At 71.4% G+C, this 18,593-nt stretch carries 11 protein-coding genes and 1 pseudogene; 8 read left to right on the top strand and 4 right to left on the bottom strand.

The features are described 5' to 3' along the window. Positions 1 to 146: 146 nt before the first annotated feature. Genes HCC30_RS01695 through HCC30_RS01710 form a run of 4 tightly spaced genes read left to right on the top strand, consistent with a single transcriptional unit; the run spans position 147 to position 4,887 of the window. Entirely contained in the window at positions 147 to 989 is an 843-nt protein-coding gene (locus tag HCC30_RS01695) for a nitrilase-related carbon-nitrogen hydrolase (RefSeq protein ID WP_169440133.1), read from the top strand. Further along, the gene (locus HCC30_RS01700) at positions 989 to 2,407 is read left to right on the top strand and encodes an aspartate aminotransferase family protein (RefSeq protein WP_169440134.1); all 1,419 of its coding nucleotides are present in this window, start codon (positions 989 to 991) and stop codon (positions 2,405 to 2,407) included. The genes HCC30_RS01695 and HCC30_RS01700 overlap by 1 nt, the downstream gene beginning before the upstream one ends. Beyond that, positions 2,404 to 3,816 (top strand): dihydropyrimidinase, encoded by a 1,413-nt coding sequence (gene hydA / locus HCC30_RS01705; protein ID WP_169440135.1) that lies wholly within the window; start codon positions 2,404 to 2,406, stop codon positions 3,814 to 3,816. The genes HCC30_RS01700 and hydA overlap by 4 nt, the downstream gene beginning before the upstream one ends. Positions 3,817 to 3,867: 51 nt before the next feature. Continuing rightward, on the top strand, positions 3,868 to 4,887 hold the full coding sequence (locus HCC30_RS01710) for a TIGR03842 family LLM class F420-dependent oxidoreductase (RefSeq protein ID WP_169440136.1): 1,020 nt from the start codon (positions 3,868 to 3,870) through the stop codon (positions 4,885 to 4,887). Here the strand turns inward: HCC30_RS01710 and HCC30_RS01715 are convergent. Beyond that, a complete protein-coding gene (locus HCC30_RS01715; protein WP_169440137.1) occupies positions 4,865 to 7,516 on the bottom strand; it encodes a tetratricopeptide repeat protein in 2,652 nt (883 codons plus the stop codon). The two genes, HCC30_RS01710 and HCC30_RS01715, sit on opposite strands and share 23 nt — an antisense overlap. Before the next feature lie 84 nt (positions 7,517 to 7,600). Between HCC30_RS01715 and HCC30_RS01720 the strand changes: the two genes are divergently transcribed. The 4 genes from HCC30_RS01720 (at position 7,601) to HCC30_RS01735 (ending at position 15,213) form a co-directional block, all read left to right on the top strand. Beyond that, positions 7,601 to 8,398, top strand: a complete 798-nt coding sequence (locus tag HCC30_RS01720) for an alpha/beta fold hydrolase (protein ID WP_169440138.1) — start codon at positions 7,601 to 7,603, stop codon at positions 8,396 to 8,398. 61 nt (positions 8,399 to 8,459) lie between these two features. Next, a complete protein-coding gene (locus tag HCC30_RS01725) occupies positions 8,460 to 8,867 on the top strand; it encodes a DUF1992 domain-containing protein (RefSeq protein WP_169440139.1) in 408 nt (135 codons plus the stop codon). A gap of 463 nt (positions 8,868 to 9,330) precedes the next feature. Then, the gene (locus HCC30_RS01730; protein WP_169440140.1) at positions 9,331 to 14,253 is read left to right on the top strand and encodes a DUF6531 domain-containing protein; all 4,923 of its coding nucleotides are present in this window, start codon (positions 9,331 to 9,333) and stop codon (positions 14,251 to 14,253) included. A gap of 27 nt (positions 14,254 to 14,280) precedes the next feature. Next, on the top strand, positions 14,281 to 15,213 hold the full coding sequence (locus tag HCC30_RS01735; protein WP_169440141.1) for a hypothetical protein: 933 nt from the start codon (positions 14,281 to 14,283) through the stop codon (positions 15,211 to 15,213). A 27-nt stretch (positions 15,214 to 15,240) separates the two neighbouring features. On the opposite strand, the pseudogene HCC30_RS28360 reads toward HCC30_RS01735, so the two are convergent. The 3 genes and pseudogenes from HCC30_RS28360 to HCC30_RS01745 all read right to left on the bottom strand — a co-directional run. Beyond that, positions 15,241 to 15,369: pseudogene (locus tag HCC30_RS28360) on the bottom strand (lipoate--protein ligase family protein); the annotation flags it as partial. Between the two features lie 15 nt (positions 15,370 to 15,384). Beyond that, on the bottom strand, positions 15,385 to 18,024 hold the full coding sequence (locus HCC30_RS01740; protein WP_169440142.1) for a ParA family protein: 2,640 nt from the start codon (positions 18,022 to 18,024) through the stop codon (positions 15,385 to 15,387). Next, on the bottom strand, positions 18,021 to 18,386 hold the full coding sequence (locus HCC30_RS01745) for a HEPN domain-containing protein (protein ID WP_169440143.1): 366 nt from the start codon (positions 18,384 to 18,386) through the stop codon (positions 18,021 to 18,023). Before HCC30_RS01745 ends, HCC30_RS01740 begins: the two co-directional genes overlap by 4 nt. Positions 18,387 to 18,593 lie beyond the last annotated feature (207 nt).

Here is an 18,593-nt window from a genome sequence, read left to right on the forward strand (position 1 = left end):
GGAAGGCTGTGCCCAGCGGGGAAACGAGATCGCGCCCGCGACGTAACGTCGATGGTCTTGCCACACTGGGTGACGGGAATTACGGTCACAAGCTCACGTGATCTACGCGTGTCGAACTGGCTGACGCCCCGGCAAAGGAGCAGTTCATGGCCCAAGTTGTGCGTGCCGCGCTGGTGCAGGCGACCTGGACGGGCGACACCGAGTCGATGATCGCCAAGCATGAGGAGCACGCCCGCGAGGCGGCCCGCCAGGGTGCGCGGATCATCGGCTTCCAAGAGGTGTTCAACGCCCCGTACTTCTGCCAGGTGCAGGACCCCGAGCACTACAAGTGGGCCGAGCGCGTGCCCGACGGGCCCACCGTCCAGCGGATGCGGGAGCTCGCGCGGGAGACCGGAATGGTCGTCGTCGTCCCGGTCTTCGAGGTCGAGAGCTCCGGCTTCTACTACAACACCGCCGCCGTGATCGACGCCGACGGCACCGTCCTCGGCTCCTACCGCAAGCACCACATCCCCCAGGTGCGGGGATTCTGGGAGAAGTTCTACTTCCGGCCCGGCAACCTCGGCTGGCCCGTCTTCGACACCGCAGTCGGCCGCGTCGGCGTGTACATCTGCTACGACCGGCACTTCCCCGAGGGCTGGCGGGCGCTCGGCCTCGCCGGCGCCCAGCTCGTCTACAACCCCTCCGCCACCTCCCGCGGCCTGTCCTCCTACCTGTGGCAGCTGGAACAGCCCGCGGCCGCCGTCGCCAACGAGTACTTCGTCGCCGCGATCAACCGCGTCGGCAGCGAGGAATACGGCGACAACGACTTCTACGGGACGAGCTACTTCGTCGACCCGCGCGGCCGGTTCGTCGGGGACGTCGCCGGGGACAAGGAGGACGAACTCGTCGTCCGTGACCTCGACTTCGGCCTCATCGACGAGGTCCGCCACCAGTGGGCGTTCTACCGCGACCGCCGGCCCGACGCCTACGAAGGACTGGTGCGTCCCTGATGCCCGGCACCCACCCGGACGACCGTCCGGCCGAACGCGGCGAGGAAGCCCGCGCGGGCGTCCAGCCGCCGCTGCCCGGCGCCGCCGGAGGCCCGACGGGCAGCCTCGAACTGCACGCCAGGCACCGCGCCGTGCTGCCCGAGTGGCTCGCCCTCTACTACCGCGAGCCGATCGACCTCTCGCACGGCGAGGGCCGGCACGTGTGGGACAGCACCGGCAAGCGCTACCTCGACTTCTTCGGCGGCATCCTCACCACCCTCACCGCGCACGCGCTGCCCGAGGTCACCAAGGCCGTCCAGGAACAGGCCGGACGCATCCTGCACACCTCCACCCTCTACCTCAACCGCCCCATGGTGGAGCTCGCCGAACGCGTCGCCGCCCTCTCCCGCATCCCCGACGCGCGGGTCTTCTTCACCACCTCGGGCACCGAGGCCAACGACACCGCGCTGCTGCTGGCCACCGCGTACCGCCGCTCGAACCAGATCCTCGCGCTGCGCAACAGCTACCACGGGCGCTCCTTCTCCGCCGTCGGCATCACCGGCAACCGCGCCTGGTCCCCGACGAGTCTCTCGCCGCTCCAGACGCTGTACGTGCACGGCGGCGTCCGGCACCGCGGCCCCTTCGCCGGTCTGGACGACGCCGTCTTCACCACGGCCTGCGTCGACGACCTGCGCGACATGCTCGGCCAGACCCGTGCCGACGTCGCGGCGCTGATCGCCGAACCGGTGCAGGGCGTCGGCGGGTTCACCTCGCCGCCGGACGGGCTGCTCGCCGCGTACCGCGAAGTCCTCGCCGAACAGGGCATCCTGTGGATCAGCGACGAGGTGCAGACCGGCTGGGGGCGCACCGGGGACCACTTCTGGGGCTGGCAGGCGCACGACGGCAACGGGCCGCCGGACATCGTCACCTTCGCCAAGGGCATCGGCAACGGCATGTCCGTCGGCGGCGTCATCGCCCGCGCCGAGATCATGAACTGCCTGGACGCGAACTCCATCTCGACCTTCGGCGGCAGCCCCGTCACCATGGCCGCCGCCAACGCCAACCTCGCCCACCTCCTCGAACACGACCTGCAGAGCAACGCCAGGCGGGTCGGCGGGCTGCTGCTCCAGCGGCTGCACGCCGTCACCGCGGGGCTCGGCATCGTCCGCGAGGTGCGCGGCCGGGGGCTGATGCTCGGCATCGAGTTCCACGAGCCGGCCTCGCCCGCCGCGCCGCACCCCGCCGACCTCGTCCTGGAGGCCGCGCGCGAGCGGGGGCTGCTGATCGGCAAGGGCGGCGGGTACGGCGCCGGCGGCGTGCTGCGCATCGCCCCGCCGCTGTCGCTGACCGTCGCCGAGGCCGAGGAGGGCGCCGAGATCCTCGAACAGGCCCTGCGGCAGGCCCAGTCGCAGCTCGACGGAGGGGAGTCCGGAGCATGACGCACCAGCCGAGCCGCACCGCGATCCGGAACGGCCTCGTCGTCACCGCGTCCGACGAACTGCACGCCGACGTGCTCATCGAGGATGGCCGGATCGCCGCCGTCGCCGCCACCGGCAGCACCGTCGCCGAGGGCTGGAGCGCCGGGCGCACGCTGGACGCCACCGGAAAGTACGTGCTGCCGGGCGGAGTCGACGCCCACACGCACATGGACTTCCCCTTCGGCGGCACCTTCTCGTCCGACGACTTCGAGACCGGAACCCGCGCCGCCGCCTGGGGCGGCACCACCACGATCGTCGACTTCGCCGTCCAGACGAAGGGCCGCGCGCTGCGCGAGGGCCTCGACCGCTGGCACGCCAAGGCCGACGCGCGGTGCGCCGTCGACTACGCGTTCCACATGATCCTCTCCGACGTGAACGAGGGCACCCTCAAGGAGATGGACCTGCTGGTGGAGGAGGGCATCTCCTCCTTCAAGCTGTTCATGGCCTACCCGGGCGTCTTCTACAGCGACGACGGGCAGATCCTGCGCGCCCTCCAGCGCGGCGCCTCCAACGGTGGCCTGATCATGACCCACGCGGAGAACGGCATCGCCATCGACGTCCTCGTCGAACAGGCCCTCGCCGCCGGGCGGACCGACCCCCGCCACCACGGCGAGGTGCGCCGGGCGCTGCTGGAGGCGGAGGCCACCCACCGCGCGATCCAGCTCGCCCGCGTCGCCGAGGCGCCGCTGTACGTGGTGCACGTCTCCGCCGAGGAGGCCGTCGCCGAACTCGCCGCGGCCCGCGACAAGGACCTGCCCGTCTTCGGCGAGACCTGCCCGCAGTACCTGTTCCTGTCCACCGACAACCTCGCCGAGCCGGACTTCGGCGGCGCCAAGTACGTCTGCTCCACCCCGCTGCGCCCCCGCGAGCACCAGGCGGCGCTCTGGCGCGCGCTGCGCACCGACGACCTCCAGGTCGTCTCCACCGACCACTGCCCCTTCTGCTTCACCGGCCAGAAGGAGCTGGGCCGCGGCGACTTCTCCAAGATCCCCAACGGTATGCCCGGCGTCGAGCACCGCATGGACCTGCTCCACCAGGCCGTCGTGGAGGGCCACTTGACCCGCCGCCGGTGGATCGAACTGGCCTGCGCCACCCCGGCCCGGATGTTCGGCCTCTACCCGAAGAAGGGCACCCTCCAGCCGGGTTCGGACGCCGACGTCGTGCTCTACGACCCGCACGCCGAGCAGACCCTCTCCGCCGAGACGCACCACATGAACGTCGACTACTCGGCGTACGAGGGGAAGCGGATCACCGGACGCGTCGAGACCGTCCTCTCCCGCGGCGAGACCGTCATCGACCGGCGGACGTTCACCGGCCGTGCCGGGCACGGCCAGTACACGCCGCGCGGCCTCTGCCAGCTGCTGCGCTGAATCCCTCCGGACCAGGAGCCACCCCTCGTCTCCCACAAGGAGCCGCACGTCATGGACTTCGGACTCGTCCTGCAGACCGACCCGCCCGCCTCCCGCACCGTCGACCTGATGCGCCGGGCCGAGGAGCAGGGCTTCCGCTACGGCTGGACCTTCGACTCGGCCGTCCTGTGGCAGGAGCCGTACGTCGTGCACAGCCGCATCCTCGACCACACCGAACGGCTGACCGTCGGCCCGATGGTGACCAACCCCAGCACCCGCGCCTGGGAGGTCACCGCCTCCACCTTCGCCACGCTCAACGAGATGTACGGCAACCGCACCGTCTGCGGCATTGGCCGCGGCGACTCGGCCATGCGCGTCGCCGGACGCAAGCCCAACACCCTGGCCACGCTGAGCGAGGCCGTCTCCGTCATCCGCGAACTGGCCGAGGGCCGCGAGGCCGTCGTCGACGGAACGCCGGTACGGCTGCCGTGGGTCGAGGAGACCAGCAGGCTGCCGGTCTGGGTGGCCGCGTACGGGCCGAAGGCCCTGGCCCTCGCGGGCCGCGAGGCCGACGGCTTCATCCTCCAGCTCGCCGACCCGTACCTGACGGAGTGGATGGTCAAGGCGGTACGCGAGGCCGCCGCCGAGGCCGGACGCGACCCCGACGCGGTCACCATCTGCGTCGGCGCGCCCGCCTACGTCACCGCCGACGACAGCCCCGAGGCGCTCGCGCACGCGCGCGAGCAGTGCCGCTGGTTCGGCGGCATGGTCGGCAACCACGTCGCCGACCTCGTCGCCCGCTACGGCGAGGGCACCGACGCCGTCCCCGCCGCGCTCACCTCGTACATCAAGGCCCGCCAGGGTTACGACTACGCGCACCACGGCCGCGCCGGGAACCCCGACACCGCGTTCGTCCCCGACGAGATCGTCGACCGCTTCTGCCTGCTGGGCACCGCGGAACGCCACCGCGAACGCCTGCGCGAACTCCGCGAGTTGGGCGTCGACCAGTTCGCCCTCTACGCGATGCACGACGCGGTCGAACCGACGATGGAGAGCTATGGGGCGGAGATCATTCCCGCGCTTGACGCCTGAACTGCTCCTCCTGTTCACGCCTGATCCGCGCCTCCTCGGGCCTGAGCCGCTCCTGCCGCCGTCTGACCCGCTCCTGGAGGGCGGCGGACGGCTCCGGCAGGCCGGGCGGAGGCTCGGGGACGTGGATCAGTGCCAGGGCATGGAGCCGGGCCAGCTCCGCCTCCTCGTGGCGGCCGAGCCGTTGCAGGACGATGGACAGGTTCTGCCGCGAGTTCATCTCGCTCCGGTCGTCCCCGGCCTCCCGGAAGAGTTCGGCCGAGCGGCCGAAGGCGGCGGCGGACGGCGCGTGTTGGCCGGTGTCGAACAGCACGGTGCCGAGGCGGGCGAGGGCGAGCCCCTCGCCGTGCCCGTCGCCGGTCTCCCGGTAGCGGGCGGCGGACCGCTCCTGCGTCTCGACCGCCTCGGCGGGGCGGCCGGCCAGCCGCAGCGCCTCTCCGAGGTTGCACAGGTTGACCGCCTCGCCGTGCCGGTCACCGTCCTCACGGTGCATGCCGGCGGCACGGCGCAGCGCGGTGACCGCCTCCCCGTGGCGGCCGGAATGCAGATGGCAGAGGCCGAGTGCGCCATGGGCGAGGGCCTCGCCGTGCGGCTCGCCCAACTCCTGGAACAGCTCGGCGGAGCGGGCGTGGGCCTCGAACGCTTCGTCGTACCGGTGGAGTCGGCGCAGCGCCGCCCCGAGATTGTCCAGGGCCCGGGCCAGCCCGTGCGGGTGGCCCGTGGCGCGGCAGAGCTCCAGTTGCCGGTCGAATGCCTCCAACGCCTCCTTGTGGCGCCGCAGTTCGAGCAGGGTGTTGCCGAGTCCGCTCAGGGAGATGGCCTCGCCGTTCCGGTCACCGCTCTCCCGGGCGGCCGCGACGGCCCGTTCCTGGCACTCGACGGCCTCCTCGAAGCGCCGTACGGCCCGGAACGCACCTCCGAGGTTGCCGAGCGTGGATGCCTCATGGAACCGGTCGCCCGCCCGGCGGAAGTACGCGGCGGCGCGGGTGTGGGCCTCGATGGCCTCCTCGTACCGCCGCAGGTTCCGGAGCGCGCTCCCGAGGTTGTCCAGGGCGCGGGCCTCGGCGTCCGGGTGGCCGAGATCCGCGAAGACCTCCGCGGCCCGCTGGTGTGCGGAGACGGCCTCCTCGAAGCGGCGCAGGCCATGGAGGGCCAGCCCCTCGTTGTTCAACGCCGAGGCGGCGTCGGCGAGTCGGCGGGCGTCGAGGGAGCTGCGCCGCGCGGTCCGGCAGAGGCCGAGCCACTCCTCGTGTCCGCGGGTGAGGCTGAGGTAGGTGCCCAGCAGGTGGTGCATCCGGGAGGCCGTCTGCGCGGGGCAGTGGAAGGCGGCGGCGAGCAGGTTGGCGCGTTCGGTGTCCAGCCACCGCAGCGCCTCCTCGCGGGAGGCGAACCGGGGGTGCCGGAAGGGCGGGGTCAGGTGGGCGTCCGCCGCCTCGGCCGTGTCCAGGTAGTGGGCCAGCAGGCGGTTCAGGGCCGGGGTGCGCCCGTCCTCCTGCGCGTGGCGGCGGCCCAGGTCGTCGGCGTACAGGCGTACCAGGTCGTGCAGCCGCCAGCGGCCGTACACCGGGCCCGGTTCCAGCAGGTGGGCCCGCTCCAGCGCGCGGAGCAGCTCGTCGGCCCGGTCCTCGTCGGTGCCGGTCAGGTGCGCGGCGGCCGCGGTGGACAGGTCGGGACCGGGGTTGAGCGGCAGCAGGCGGAACAACCACGCCTGTTCCGCAGGGAGTTGGGCGTAGGAGAGATCGAAGGCGGTGCGGAGGGCCAGCGTGCCGCTCTCCAGCCGCCGCAGCCGCTCGCGCGCGTCCCGGAAGGCGCCGGTCAGCGAGGACAGCGGACGCGTGGGCGACTCGGCGAGCAGGGCGCCCGCGATGCGCAGGGCCAGCGGCAGGCCACCGCAGAGGGCGGCGAGTTCGGCCGCCTGCTCCGGCTCGGCGTCGACGCGGGTGTCCTCCGCTCCCCGCGTCCCGTGCAGGGTCCGCCGCAGCAGATCGACGGCGGCGGGCTCGTCCAGCACCGTCAGATCGACCAGGCGGGCACCGAGTTCGGCGAGGGTGTGCCGGGAGGTGAGGACGACCGGGACGCGGGGATCACCGGGGAGCAGCGGCCCAGCCTGCCCGGCGCCGTCCGTGTCGTCGAGGACGACGAGCAGGCGGCGGCCCTGGTCGGCGTAGGCGGACAGCACCGAACGGTAGAGCCGCGCGCGGTCGTCCAGCGTGGCCGGGACGTGTTCGCCGGGGATGCCCAGCGCGCGCAGCATGGAGGCCAGGGCCCCTTCGGGGGACACCCGGCGGACGGGGTCGTACCCGGCGAGCCGGGTGAACAGGACCCCGCCGGGGAACCAGCCCGCGCGGGCCCGTGCCCCGTGCGCCGCCTGGAGCGCGAGTTCGGTCTTGCCGACGCCGCCCAGCCCCGTCACGACCGTCACCGCGTCCGCCGCAGTTGCCCGAGGGGGCGCCAACCGATGCGTGAGCTCCATGAGTTCGGCCTCGCGGCCGGTGAACGCGGGGGAGCGGGGCGGCAGTCCGGACAGTGCCGGGGTGATCTCCGGCGGCAGCGTCAGCGTGATGTCCCGGCCCTGCACGACGACGTTGAAAAACACCCCGCCGTGGATCTCGTTGCCCGTCTCCCCCGGCACCGGGCCCCCTCCCGTCCGCGCCCACCTCACCGGGTCCAACCCTAGTGCCGCGTAAGCCCGTTCGCCGGAACGTACCCTCACTCCATGGCGATCGCGTACGCGGACGACGGGGCCGCGCTCTGGTACGAGGTGCGGGGCGGTGGGGAACCGCTGGTGCTGCTCAGCGGGCAGGCGAACGATCACCACTGGTGGGACGGCGTGCGGGCGGACTTCGAGGAGCGGTTCACCACCCTCGTGCTCGACCAGCGGGGCACGGGGCGCAGCGACAGCACCGGCTCCGACGGTTGCAGCACGCGGAGCTTCGCCGACGACGTGCGGGCGGTGCTCGATCACGCCGGGTTCGCGCGCGCCCATGTGTACGGGACGTCCATGGGCGGCCGGGTCGCGCAGTGGCTGGCTGCCGACCGGCCTGAGCGCGTCGGCCGCCTCGTGCTCGGCTGCACCTCGCCCGGCGGGCCGCATGCCGTCGAATGCGGGCCCGAGGTCCGCCGGGCGCTCACACAGAGCGACCCCGAGGCGGCCCGCCGGGCCCTGCTGGAGCTGATGTACACCCCGAGCACCCTGGCCGGCGGCGCGGGCCCGTTCCACACGCTGGGTGACCCGACGATGTCCGCTTCGGCCCGCCGCGCCCACCTGCGCGCCAGCGCCGGGCACGACGCGTGGGACGCGCTGCCGCGGATCACGGCGCCGACGCTGATCGTGCACGGCACCGACGACGTCCTCAACCCCGCGGCCAACGCGGAGCTGCTGGCCCGCCGTATCCCGGACGCGCGGCTGCGGCTCGTCCCCGGCGCCCGGCACGCGTACTTCGAGGAGTTCGCCGCCACGGCCACCCCCCTCGTCCTCGGCTTCCTCGCGGAGACCGGTCCGGCGGCCGGGTGACGCGGGCCCGTGCCATCATCGGCAAGCGAGGAGGGCACCGGCCGAGTGGAGGGAACGCACGGTGACCGAACGCAAGCCGCCCGGCATCAGCTTCGAGTCCTGGGCCGACCGGCAGATCCGCGAGGCCGGGGAACGTGGCGCCTTCGACAACCTCCCCGGCGCGGGCAAGCCCCTCCCCGGCGAGGGCCGGCCGTACGACGAACAGTGGTGGATCCGGCAGAAGATGCGGGACGAGGACCTCTCCTGCCTGCCGCCGTCGCTCGCCCTGCGCAAGGACGTGCAGGACGCGCGCGAGGCGGCGCTCGACGCGCGCACCGAGTCCGAGGCGCGGCGGATCGTGTCCGAGATCAACGTGCGCATCCGCGAGGCCATCCGCCACCCGCCCGAGGGCCCGCCCTTCCGCACCGCCCCGCTCGACCCCGACCGCATCCTCACCGAGCGCCGCGCACGGCGGGGGCAGCGGGACTGACCCCCCACTTCCGGGGCGGGACCTGTCGACGGAGGTGACGGGGAGGGGCGGGTGGGGGTGGGGAGGAAAGCGCCAGTCCCGTGAGTCCGGACCGGCGGACGGCGCGCCCGGCATACGGGGTCGCGGCCGCAGGGAACCGGCCACCCCGGCGCGCACGGACCATGCCCCGTCCGGAGGCGCGCATCTGCGCGGAGTGGAAGTCCGGGCCGGGCATGGGAGTACGGGGGCACGCCGGCGGCCCGCTTCCCGCCCGGGGCGGGACGGGAACATCTGGCCGAGATGCGCCTTTGGCGCGGCGGGCTTCTGCCCGAGCCTTGGTGAAGCCGTGCCCATCCGGAACACCCGGAACGCCGGGGCTCTTCGGGCACATCCGACGCACCGGGGCAGGGCGCCGCTCTGCGCCACGACCACTGGGGGGCAGGCAGTGCCGGACAGAGCGGAATCGAGCGAAGTGGTCCGGCCCGTGGCGGAGTTGCTGGGGGAGCACCCCGGCTACGGCTTCGCGGGCCAGGGAGTCAGCACGGCGATCGGCAACTACACGCGGCACACCGCCGATCTGACGTTCCCCGAGCCCCTGCTCGGGCTCCTGGACTGGCGGCGTACCTACAACTCCCGGAATCCGGCGGACAGTCCGTTGGGCCGGGGATGGACCTCGTCCTTCGACGCCCGGCTCAGCGAGCGTCCGGAGGGCGCCGTCGCGTTCCACGACACCGACGGCCGCACGCTGGTCTTCACCCGGGGCCCCGATGGCGGGTTCCGGCGGCCGCAGGACCTCACGGCCGATCTCGTCGAGGCCGAGGACGGCTCCCGGAGCCTGCGCTACAACTCCGGCCTTGAACTGCACTTCGGCCCGGGCGGAAGGCTGCTCTCCTGCGCGGACGAGAGCCGCCGGGCCGCGCTCGACTACGACGAGGAGGGCCGGCTGCTGCGCGTCACGCACTCGCTCGACCGCGCTCTGAGCCTCTCCTACGACGCCGCGGGCCGCCTGGCCGCCGTGCGGGCCGACGACGGCCGCGCCGTGTCCTACGGCTACACGGACGACGGCCTGCTGGCCACCGTCACCGCGCCGGACGGAGCCGTCACCCGCTTCCGGAGCACCGAGGGCGGCCTGCTCGCCGAGGTCGCCGACGCCGACGACGTCACCCTCGTCTCCCACACCTACGACGAACTGGGCCGGGTGGTACGGCAGGTGCACCCGTCCGGCGGCACGACCGAGTTCGACTACGACGACCCGCCGGGAACCACCGTTGTCATCGGCCGCCCGTCCGGCGCCCTCGCCACGTTCAGGGCCGACGGGGACGGCAGGCTCGTCTCCACCACCGACCAGGAGGGCCACACCGCCACCTTCGGCTACGACGCGCGCGGCCGTCTCACCCACGCGGCCACCCCGGGGGGCACCCCGCTCCGGCAGAGCTGGGACGAGAGGGACAACCTGCTCAGCAGCGACCTGGCGGGGTTCACCACCCAGTACCGGTACGACGCCCTCGACCGCACCGTCACCGACACCGACCCCGGCGGCGAGGCCACCCACTACGCGTACTCGGGCAGCAGCCGCATTCCGACGGCCGTCACCGAACCCGGTGGCGCGCGCACAGAACGCACCGTCGAGAGCGGCCTGGTCACCGCCGAGGCCGACGCCGACGGGCGGACCACGCGCTACCGCTACGACCGGCACGGCAGCCTCGTCGAGCAGTCCGACCCCGGCGAGCTGGTCACCAGGTACGACTACGACCCGGCCGGCAACCAGACCCGGGCGACGGCCCCCGATGGAGCCGCCTCCGCGTGGACGTACGACTCCGCGAACCAGGTCACCGGGCACACGGACCCGCTCGGCGCCCGCACCGCCTACCAGTACTCGCCCGCGGGGCGGCTGCTGCGGCAGACGGACCCGGCGGGCGGCACCAGTACGTTCACCTACGACGAGCACGGCAACCGGACGGCGGCCACGGACCCGATGGGGCACGCCACGACCTTCGGGTACGACGAGGAGGGCAACCTCACCGAGGTCACCGACCCAGAGGGCGGCGTCACGCGCTACGAGCACGACGCGTTCGGCAGGGTCACCAGGTCGACGGGCCCCGAGGGAGCCGTCACCGAGTACGGCTACGACGGCGACGGACGGCTCGTCGAGGAACGCGGCCCCTCGGGCACGGCGCGCGCCGAGTACGACGCACGCGGCCTGCCCGTCACGGTCACCGGCGCCGCAGGCGGGCGCACGCGGAACGAGTACGACGCCTCCGGCCGGCTCACCGCCGTCACGGGGCCCGAGGGAGGCACGTGGCGGATCGCGTACGACAAGGCGGGGATGCCGGACGCCGTCACCGACCCCGACGGCGCCCGTACCAGGAATGAGTGGAGCCGCGCCGGGCACCTGGAGGCGGCCGGCGACGGCGACGGCAACCTGCTGCGCCTGACCCGTGACCGGCGCGGCCACGTCCGGGAGGTCGTCGACCCGGAGGGCGGGATCACCCGCTACGCCTACGACCCGCAGGGCCGCCGCATCTCCGTCACCACTCCGGCGGGGCTGCTCACCCGGGTCCGGTTCGACAAGGCGGGCAACCAGGTCGCCACCATCGACGCCCGCGGCTGGGTCACCAGCCGCACCTTCGACGAACACGGGCAGGAGACCTCGGAGACCAGCCCCAGCGGCATCACCACCCGCTACCGCTACGACGCCAACGGCAACCTCACCGCTGTGGTCAACGGCGAGGGAAACGAGACCCATTACGGCTACGACCGCGCCGGACGGCTCGTCTCCGTCACCGACGCCAACGGCAACCGCACCCAGTACGGCTACGACAAGGCGGGGCGGCTCATCTTGGAGACCGACCCGCTGGGCCGGGTCACCCGGCGCCGCTACGACACGTCGGACAACCTCGTCGCACTCGTCGACCCGGACGGGCGGGAGCAGCACTTCCGCTACGACCCCGAGGGCCGCTGCACCGAACGCCGCGCGGACGACGGCACCTGCGTCACGTTCACCTACGACAAGGCCGGACGCTGCACCGGCATGACCGACGGGAACGGGACCACCCGGTACGACCACGACAGGGCCGGCCGCGTCACCCGCGTCACGGGGCCCGACGGCGCCATCTTCACCGCCGACCACGACCGCACCGGACGCCGCACCCGGCTCGGCTATCCGGACGGACTCCAGCTGCACTACAGCTACAACCTCAACGGCCGTCTCGTCGGCCTGCGCGACGAGCGCGCCGGGGAGGCCGCCTACGGCCTCGACCCGGACGGCAGGCTGCTCACGGAGCGGCTGCCGGACCGCCACGCCCGGCGCTACGACTACCGGCAGGGGCTGCTCAGCCGGTTCGAGACGGTCCAGGACGGCCGGCCCGTCCGGCGCACCGTCCTCACCCACGACCCCGACGGCAAGATCCTCTCGCAGCGCGACGACGGACACCTCCGCACCTTCCGCTACGACCGGCTCGGCCAGCTCGTGGGCGTACGCGGGTGGGAGCAGCGGCCCTGGCCGTGGGCGGAGCGGCCCTGCGGTCTGGGCAGCGACGCCGGGGACCACCACGGGCCGGGCCACCACGGGGACCCGCACGAGGGCCCGGACGACTGGGCGCACCAGGCACGCGAAGAGGGCGGTTTCTGGCACGAACTCCCCGACGAGCGGCGGTACTTCCGCTATGACGCCGTCGGCAACCGGGTGTTGCTCCGTCATGGTGACCAGATCACCCACTACCGCTACGACGACGCGGACCAGCTCATCCACTCCGAAGCGCACGGCCAGCGCACCCACTACCGGTACGACGGCGCGGGGCGGCTCACCGAGGCCAGTTCCGGCGAGCACCGCCGCACCCTCACGTACGACGGGTTCTCCCGCCCGGTGCGGATGGAGCGCACCGGTGTGTACCCGGCCGAGCGGATCGAGGCCACGTACGACGGTGACGGGCTGCCGACCCTCCTGGTCCTCGCCAACGTGGACGAGCGGCATGCGACGGAGCGCACCGCCTCCGTCCGCTACCGCTGGAGCTGGGACAGCGTCCCGCAGATCCTCACCCAGCGCGCCGACCCGGTGCTGTCCGACACGGAACGCGGCCATCCCGGCCCGCATGACGCCGACTTCAGTTACGGCTACGGACGGACCTTCGGCCACTGGAAGGAGGACACGGCGACCTTCCGGCGGGACGTCCACGGTTCTCCGCTGCGTACCCACGACACCCGCTGGTGGGTCGCGGCAACGGGGTACGACACCTTCGGCCGCCCCGTGCGCGACCACGGCCCGGAAGGCCACGGCAGGCACGGCGGAGGTGGACCCGAGCGCCACCGTGAGCACGCCGGGCACGGCGAAGACCACGATCAGCGGGAGCGCGACGACCACCACCACGCCCGGCATCTGCCGCCGCCCGAGCTGCCGCGCTTCGGCTACCGGGGCGAACTGGCCACCGGCGGCGACCTGTTCCTGCGCGCCCGCTGGTACGACACGCGCACGGGCCGCTTCGGCACCCGCGACCCGATCACCGTGCAGGAGGTCGGCCCGGACAACGCCGATCACCCCTACGCGTACGCCGACAACGACCCGGTCAACAACACCGACCCGCTGGGGCTGCTCGTCGCCGGGCCCGCCGCCGGCTCCGCGGCTCCGCGGCAGGCGGGCGGTCCGCGGGCGCAGGCGCAGCACCGCGTCCAGGGTGCGGTGATGCGGGCCGCGGGTCCCGGCGGGGACAAGACCACGCTGCACAACCTGGCCCGCGACGTCGCCAGGAAGCAGCTCGCCACGCAGCTGCGCAAGCGCTACGGCAGCAGGGTGAGCAAGCACCTCCACCCGGTACCGGGCGGCAAGGAGTTCGAGCTCACCGGGGCCTCCAAGAACGGGACCGGAAACCGTGGCTGGGTCGACATCCTCTACCAGCACGAGGACAAGCGGGCCTTCATCTGGGAGGTGAAGTCGGGGAAGACCTCCGTGGCCAAGGGCAAGCGCGAGGCCAAGGACCAGGTCAAGCACTACATCAAGCGGTACGAGAAACAGGAGAAGGAGTCCGCGGCCCCCGGCGAACCGATGACCCGCACCCGCCAGGTCCCCTACGTCCCCCGGGACGGCAAGGACTACCACTACGTGTACTCACCGGACTTCAACCAGGACGGAGCCATCGTCTACGTCAAGAAGCGTCCGCAGAAGCCGCGGGAGAAGCCCCCGCAGCCGGAGCCGCTGCCCCGTCCGCTGCGTCAGCCGCACACGGAGGACAGGCCCAGGCCGCAGCCCAGCCGGCCCGACCCGGCGCCTCAGCCGCCCGGTGTCGACTGGGGTGATGTGGCCATCGGCGTCGGCGCGGTGGCTGCCGTGGTCGTCGTCGGCGCCCTGACGGCCGGGGTCGGCGGGGCCATCCTGGGCGGGGTCCTCGGCGGCGGCGCGCTGGCACTGGGCTGACCCGGCCCCGTACCGGACACTGGACCGATGCCGACCCGTCACCTCACCCTGGAGCTCAACTCCCCGTACCGGCCGGGCGACCTCGCCCGGCCGGTCACGGCGTGGCTGACCGAGGCGCAAGCCGCGTTGCTCCCCGACCACACGGAGGAGCCGGCGGACGGGCCCGCGCCCCGAGGCCCCCGCGAGGACGACCCGGATGCGCCCTGGGGCCCGCCGCACGGCCTGTACGCCCAACTGTTGGTGAAGCGCGGACCGCACAGCTCCTTCCGGAGCAGCCGTTTTTCGGCCCGGCGCCGGCAGCGCCTCCTGGCCGGGCTGCACGAGGACCCGCCGCACCACATCGTCCTCCAGCTGCACCGGCTCGACGCGCGGGGCCTGCCGGAGGACCCCGAGTTGTGCGCCGAGCTCGAATGCCAGTGGCTCCCCGGAGACCCGGAAGTGCCTGGGGAACCGCGCTGGCTCCGCTGTTCCGCGACCCTCCCTGTGGGCCGCCCGCCGTGGCCCGACGCCGCCGGAGTTGCCGCGCGCTGGTGCGACTCCCTCGCCACCTGGGCCACTCGGCTCGACGCGGCGTACGGGCACCTCACCGACGACGCCTCCACCGAATACGGCACCGCTCTGGAACGCGTGCTGCATCGCTGGCCCGAGGACACCGTCCCGCGGTGCGATCGGACTCTGCGTGGCTACTCCTGGGTGACTCTCTGCTCGCCGGGCATCGCCGCCCGCACCGGCGGAGTCCGCGCCCTCCGCTCCTCCGGCGCCTTCGCCGAGGTGCGCGAACTCCCTGCTGGGCAGGTCGTGTTGAGGGCCACGCCCGGTCTGGACGAGTACACCGGAGAGGCGCCGGCGCTGGTCCTGCGCGCCCTCGCCCCCGTGCTGCCGCCCGGCCGCACCGAGCGCGCGTACCTCTCCCCCTGGATGCGCCTCGTCCCGGAGGGGGACTCTGCCGACTTCCGCTGACGGTGCGCCGGGCCCGCCCGGCTCCCCCTACGGCACCCGCCCCGTCCACTCCCCGTCGCTGAAGCGGGTGTGGGCGAGGTGGTCGGCGCGGGGGAGGCCGGTATGGTGGCGCAGCGGGTCGACGCGCTTCTTGGCGCCGACGGTGCCTTCTGCCGTGGAGATTGAGTAGCTTCAGGCCTGACCCTTGCGGCCCATGTTTAGGGCCTTACGGTACATCTCGGGCACTCGATAGCGCTCGGCCTTGTACCGGGGGCCGGCTACCTCCTCGAGCAGACCCACGTCGCGGGCGAGCCTGACCAGGTCAGGGGACGCATCTCCAAGATGTTCGGCGGCAAAGGGTGTTGAGCCGATAGCCCGCAATTTTTCCAGCAACGGGTCCAGTTCGGGGAATTCGTCCCGCTGGAGGGCATCCAGTGCCGAGTCGCTAACCTCGTCCAGGGACTCTACCAGCGCTCGCGGGCGGATGATGGATCGGGAATAAGGGTTCCCTGCCTCGAAGCCCCGCTCCAGCCCAACCGCTGCCGTCATCATTTGGGTGAGCGTTCTAGGGGTGTGATCACCGTTGGCGTCAGCGAGTCGGGACCATACCCAGTTGTCGGTGTACGCCGTGCGGCCGCCGGACACACGCTCGCTGGCCAGGATGACCCAAGCGTTGCGGACAAATTCCTCTGGCCAGTATTCGACGTGAGTGTCCTCCAGTCGGAAATCAGGCTTGTTCAGGCGACTGGTAACCAGCTGCTGGAATGGGTAGGAGCGCCACGCCTGCTTAATGGCGATGCGCAAGTAGTCCATCTTGTTTGACCAGCTCAGGCGTGCTGATCGGGCGCTGAGGTGGGACTTGTTGGGAACCCTCACCTCTCGCCAAATATCCTCACGCAGCAGCACCTTGAACTTCAGTCGGCGTAGTTGTGGCCCTACTGCACCCACGGCCGTAAGTAGCCCTGCCACCCCGTCGTTACGGCGCCTGCGGTCGTTGTCGCTGTTGCCGAAGCCAGTGTCCAGGGCATCGAACAGCAATACATGGTCCGAATCGAGGCTGCGGTCGATCTTTTGAAGCCACTCTTCGGCGAGCAAAGGTGCTTGCGGATGTGACAGAAGACGTGTCACATCCCTCAGCAGGTCTGTCCTGAGGTATTCATCGCCCGCCCCCGGGCGGGCGATGGGCTCTTGTGGCCAGCCTGGTTGTGGGACATCGGGAAGGTGTTGGTGAATAGCAAGGCCGACCAGTACGGGCCATGCCTGGCGCCACTCCAGCCCTCGCTTTTGGAGCTCTTGCTCCAGACTCATGTACACATTCGCGTCCGGCGTCCAGCTCCGGTGGGTGTCGAGGCCCGATGGGCTTGTGACGACGACGGCTGCTGACGCCTCGGCAAGCCGGCGAAATACGGCTGTTTTGCCTGTTCCCTTGCGGCCGATGACGACGTTGGTGTCCAACGCGAGTGCCCGGTCCACGTCGGCCGTGCTCAGGAAGGTACCGCGTAGCTCCTCGAGTTCTTGGTTCTCGGCGGTTTCGCCAGCGAACTGAAGTGAGGCCAGTACTTGTGCTTTACCTGGTTCAGGAGCCTCGCTTCCGCGCTCTCCCAGAGCGTCACGGGGCTCAACGAGCCCCGTGACCCAATCAGCTACCACGCTGAAGTCATCTCCGCCCTGAGCCCGCATCACAGAGTCCGAGACGGCTAGCGTTTCCTGGTAGCCGATAACTTGAACGATCTCGTCCAGCGCCTCGACCGCCGAATCACCATCAACGTTCCGTGCAACGGAGAGCCAATCCCGGATCCATGTCTGGGCGCGGTCCGAGTAAACCTCGCGCACCTCTGGAGAGGCGGGCACCGGTGAGACGATGAAGCGAACCTCGGGGGTGCAGAGCTCCTTCTCCGTCGACCGCCGGGACTTTGCAGCAAGAAGAGCACGTGTGAGGGCCTGTGTGCCTGCCTTGGCCTGAGGGTGCGGGTAAAAGGCGATGACGTTGATGTCGGATACGTCAAACAGGAGAGGTGCAGCAAGCGGGCTTATGCCCGTTCGTGAGTCGATGAGCACCACGTCAGGTCGCTCGTCGAGGCTGGAAACCGCTTCGATGAGCAGGCGCAATGGATTTACTTCGTCCTCGCCGTACCAGGCAGAGGGGTCAAGATGAGACAGCAGTCGGGCATATTCTGCGCCAGGGCGTCCCGCAGGGAGCAGGAACAGTCCGGCTTCTTCGGTGACGCGGAGGATGTGCTCGTCGAGAGAGCCGATGCTGCCGCTCATCTCACTGGACGCTAGGAGTTGCACCACTCCCATGCCGTCGGTGACACGGTCCTCGATGTCGAACAGCGAGGCAAGCCCGGGGGCTTCGAGGTCCATGTCAATGCAGAGTACATTGAGCCCCTGCCCCGCAATGATCTTTGCGGCGTGGGCGAGAGCGGTCGACCGCCCGACACCGCCACGCAGTGAATAGAACGTGGCGACCACTGGTGACGGGAGAGTTCCGTAGTCCTCAGATGGAAAACGTACGGTGATTTCGTCCGCTCTGCCATTTGCCAATGCTTCGGGCCACAGCGGTAGTTCGGCAGGATCGGGTGGTGTGCCAAGTTCTTCCTGCTCCACGAAGCTTGCTTCGTCGGGGGTGAGCAGCTCGTACCAGACGATGTCTGCCGCTGGGGCCAGAGTCTGTACACGCTCTCGGCGGGCGCGTGGGGTCAGGCCGATGAACTCTCCTGAAATCACCGCAACCCTGAGCCCGGCAAAGGGGTCTTGAGTCACCCGCACCTGTTCGCCGAGTGCATGCCGGAGCGCCTGCTCTGTGCCCCTGATGTCATCAGACCGTGTCACGGCGCGTTCCTCCTGTGCGCTTTTGTACGACGTCGCAACTGCTTGGTGCACCAGGTCACGAAGCGAGTGGCCGCTTTGATCTCGTCCTCGATCTTGACATCTTCCGGGAGCGCGGGCTGGTAACGGAGCCCAACATCACGATCCGTGAGGAAGTTCTGCACCTCAGGCGGCAGCACGCGCGGGCTGAACCCCGCGTGTGTCAGGATCGCCAGCACGTTGTGCTCTCGGGGTACTGTTCGTCCCTTTGCGGCGCACAGCGCCTTGGCGAAGCACTCTGCGGTAAACCCCAGGTAGTAGAGGCAGGCGACTTCCCGGTCGGCCCGGCGCAACTCCACTGCGTCCGTTCGGCGTTCCAGCGCCACGTCCTCCCAGTCCTGAGGCGTGTGCGGATCCTTGTACAAGCGTCCCCCCTACAGTGCTGTCCGCCGTCACTGTAGATGGACGTCTCCTGCGTCCGCACAAGGTTCCCGCGGCTTTGCCATGTCCCTCCCTGAACCCGGCCCTGATGCAGGGTGGCGCGAGGTGTGAGCGAGGAACTACCGGGACTGCAGCCGGTGGTTGCGATGTCA

Origin of the sequence: Streptomyces sp. HNM0574, assembly GCF_012726235.1 — a bacterium.
Lineage (GTDB): Bacteria > Actinomycetota > Actinomycetes > Streptomycetales > Streptomycetaceae > Streptomyces.

What these genes read in the sequence shown, in the direction of transcription:
- HCC30_RS01700 (WP_169440134.1), top strand. Translation starts at nt 989, where the DNA reads ATGCCCGGCACCCACCCGGACGACCGTCCGGCCGAACGCGGCGAGGAA.
- HCC30_RS01710 (WP_169440136.1), top strand. Translation starts at nt 3,868, where the DNA reads ATGGACTTCGGACTCGTCCTGCAGACCGACCCGCCCGCCTCCCGCACC.
- HCC30_RS01735 (WP_169440141.1), top strand. Translation starts at nt 14,281, where the DNA reads ATGCCGACCCGTCACCTCACCCTGGAGCTCAACTCCCCGTACCGGCCG.
- hydA (WP_169440135.1), top strand. Translation starts at nt 2,404, where the DNA reads ATGACGCACCAGCCGAGCCGCACCGCGATCCGGAACGGCCTCGTCGTC.
- HCC30_RS01720 (WP_169440138.1), top strand. Translation starts at nt 7,601, where the DNA reads ATGGCGATCGCGTACGCGGACGACGGGGCCGCGCTCTGGTACGAGGTG.
- HCC30_RS01695 (WP_169440133.1), top strand. Translation starts at nt 147, where the DNA reads ATGGCCCAAGTTGTGCGTGCCGCGCTGGTGCAGGCGACCTGGACGGGC.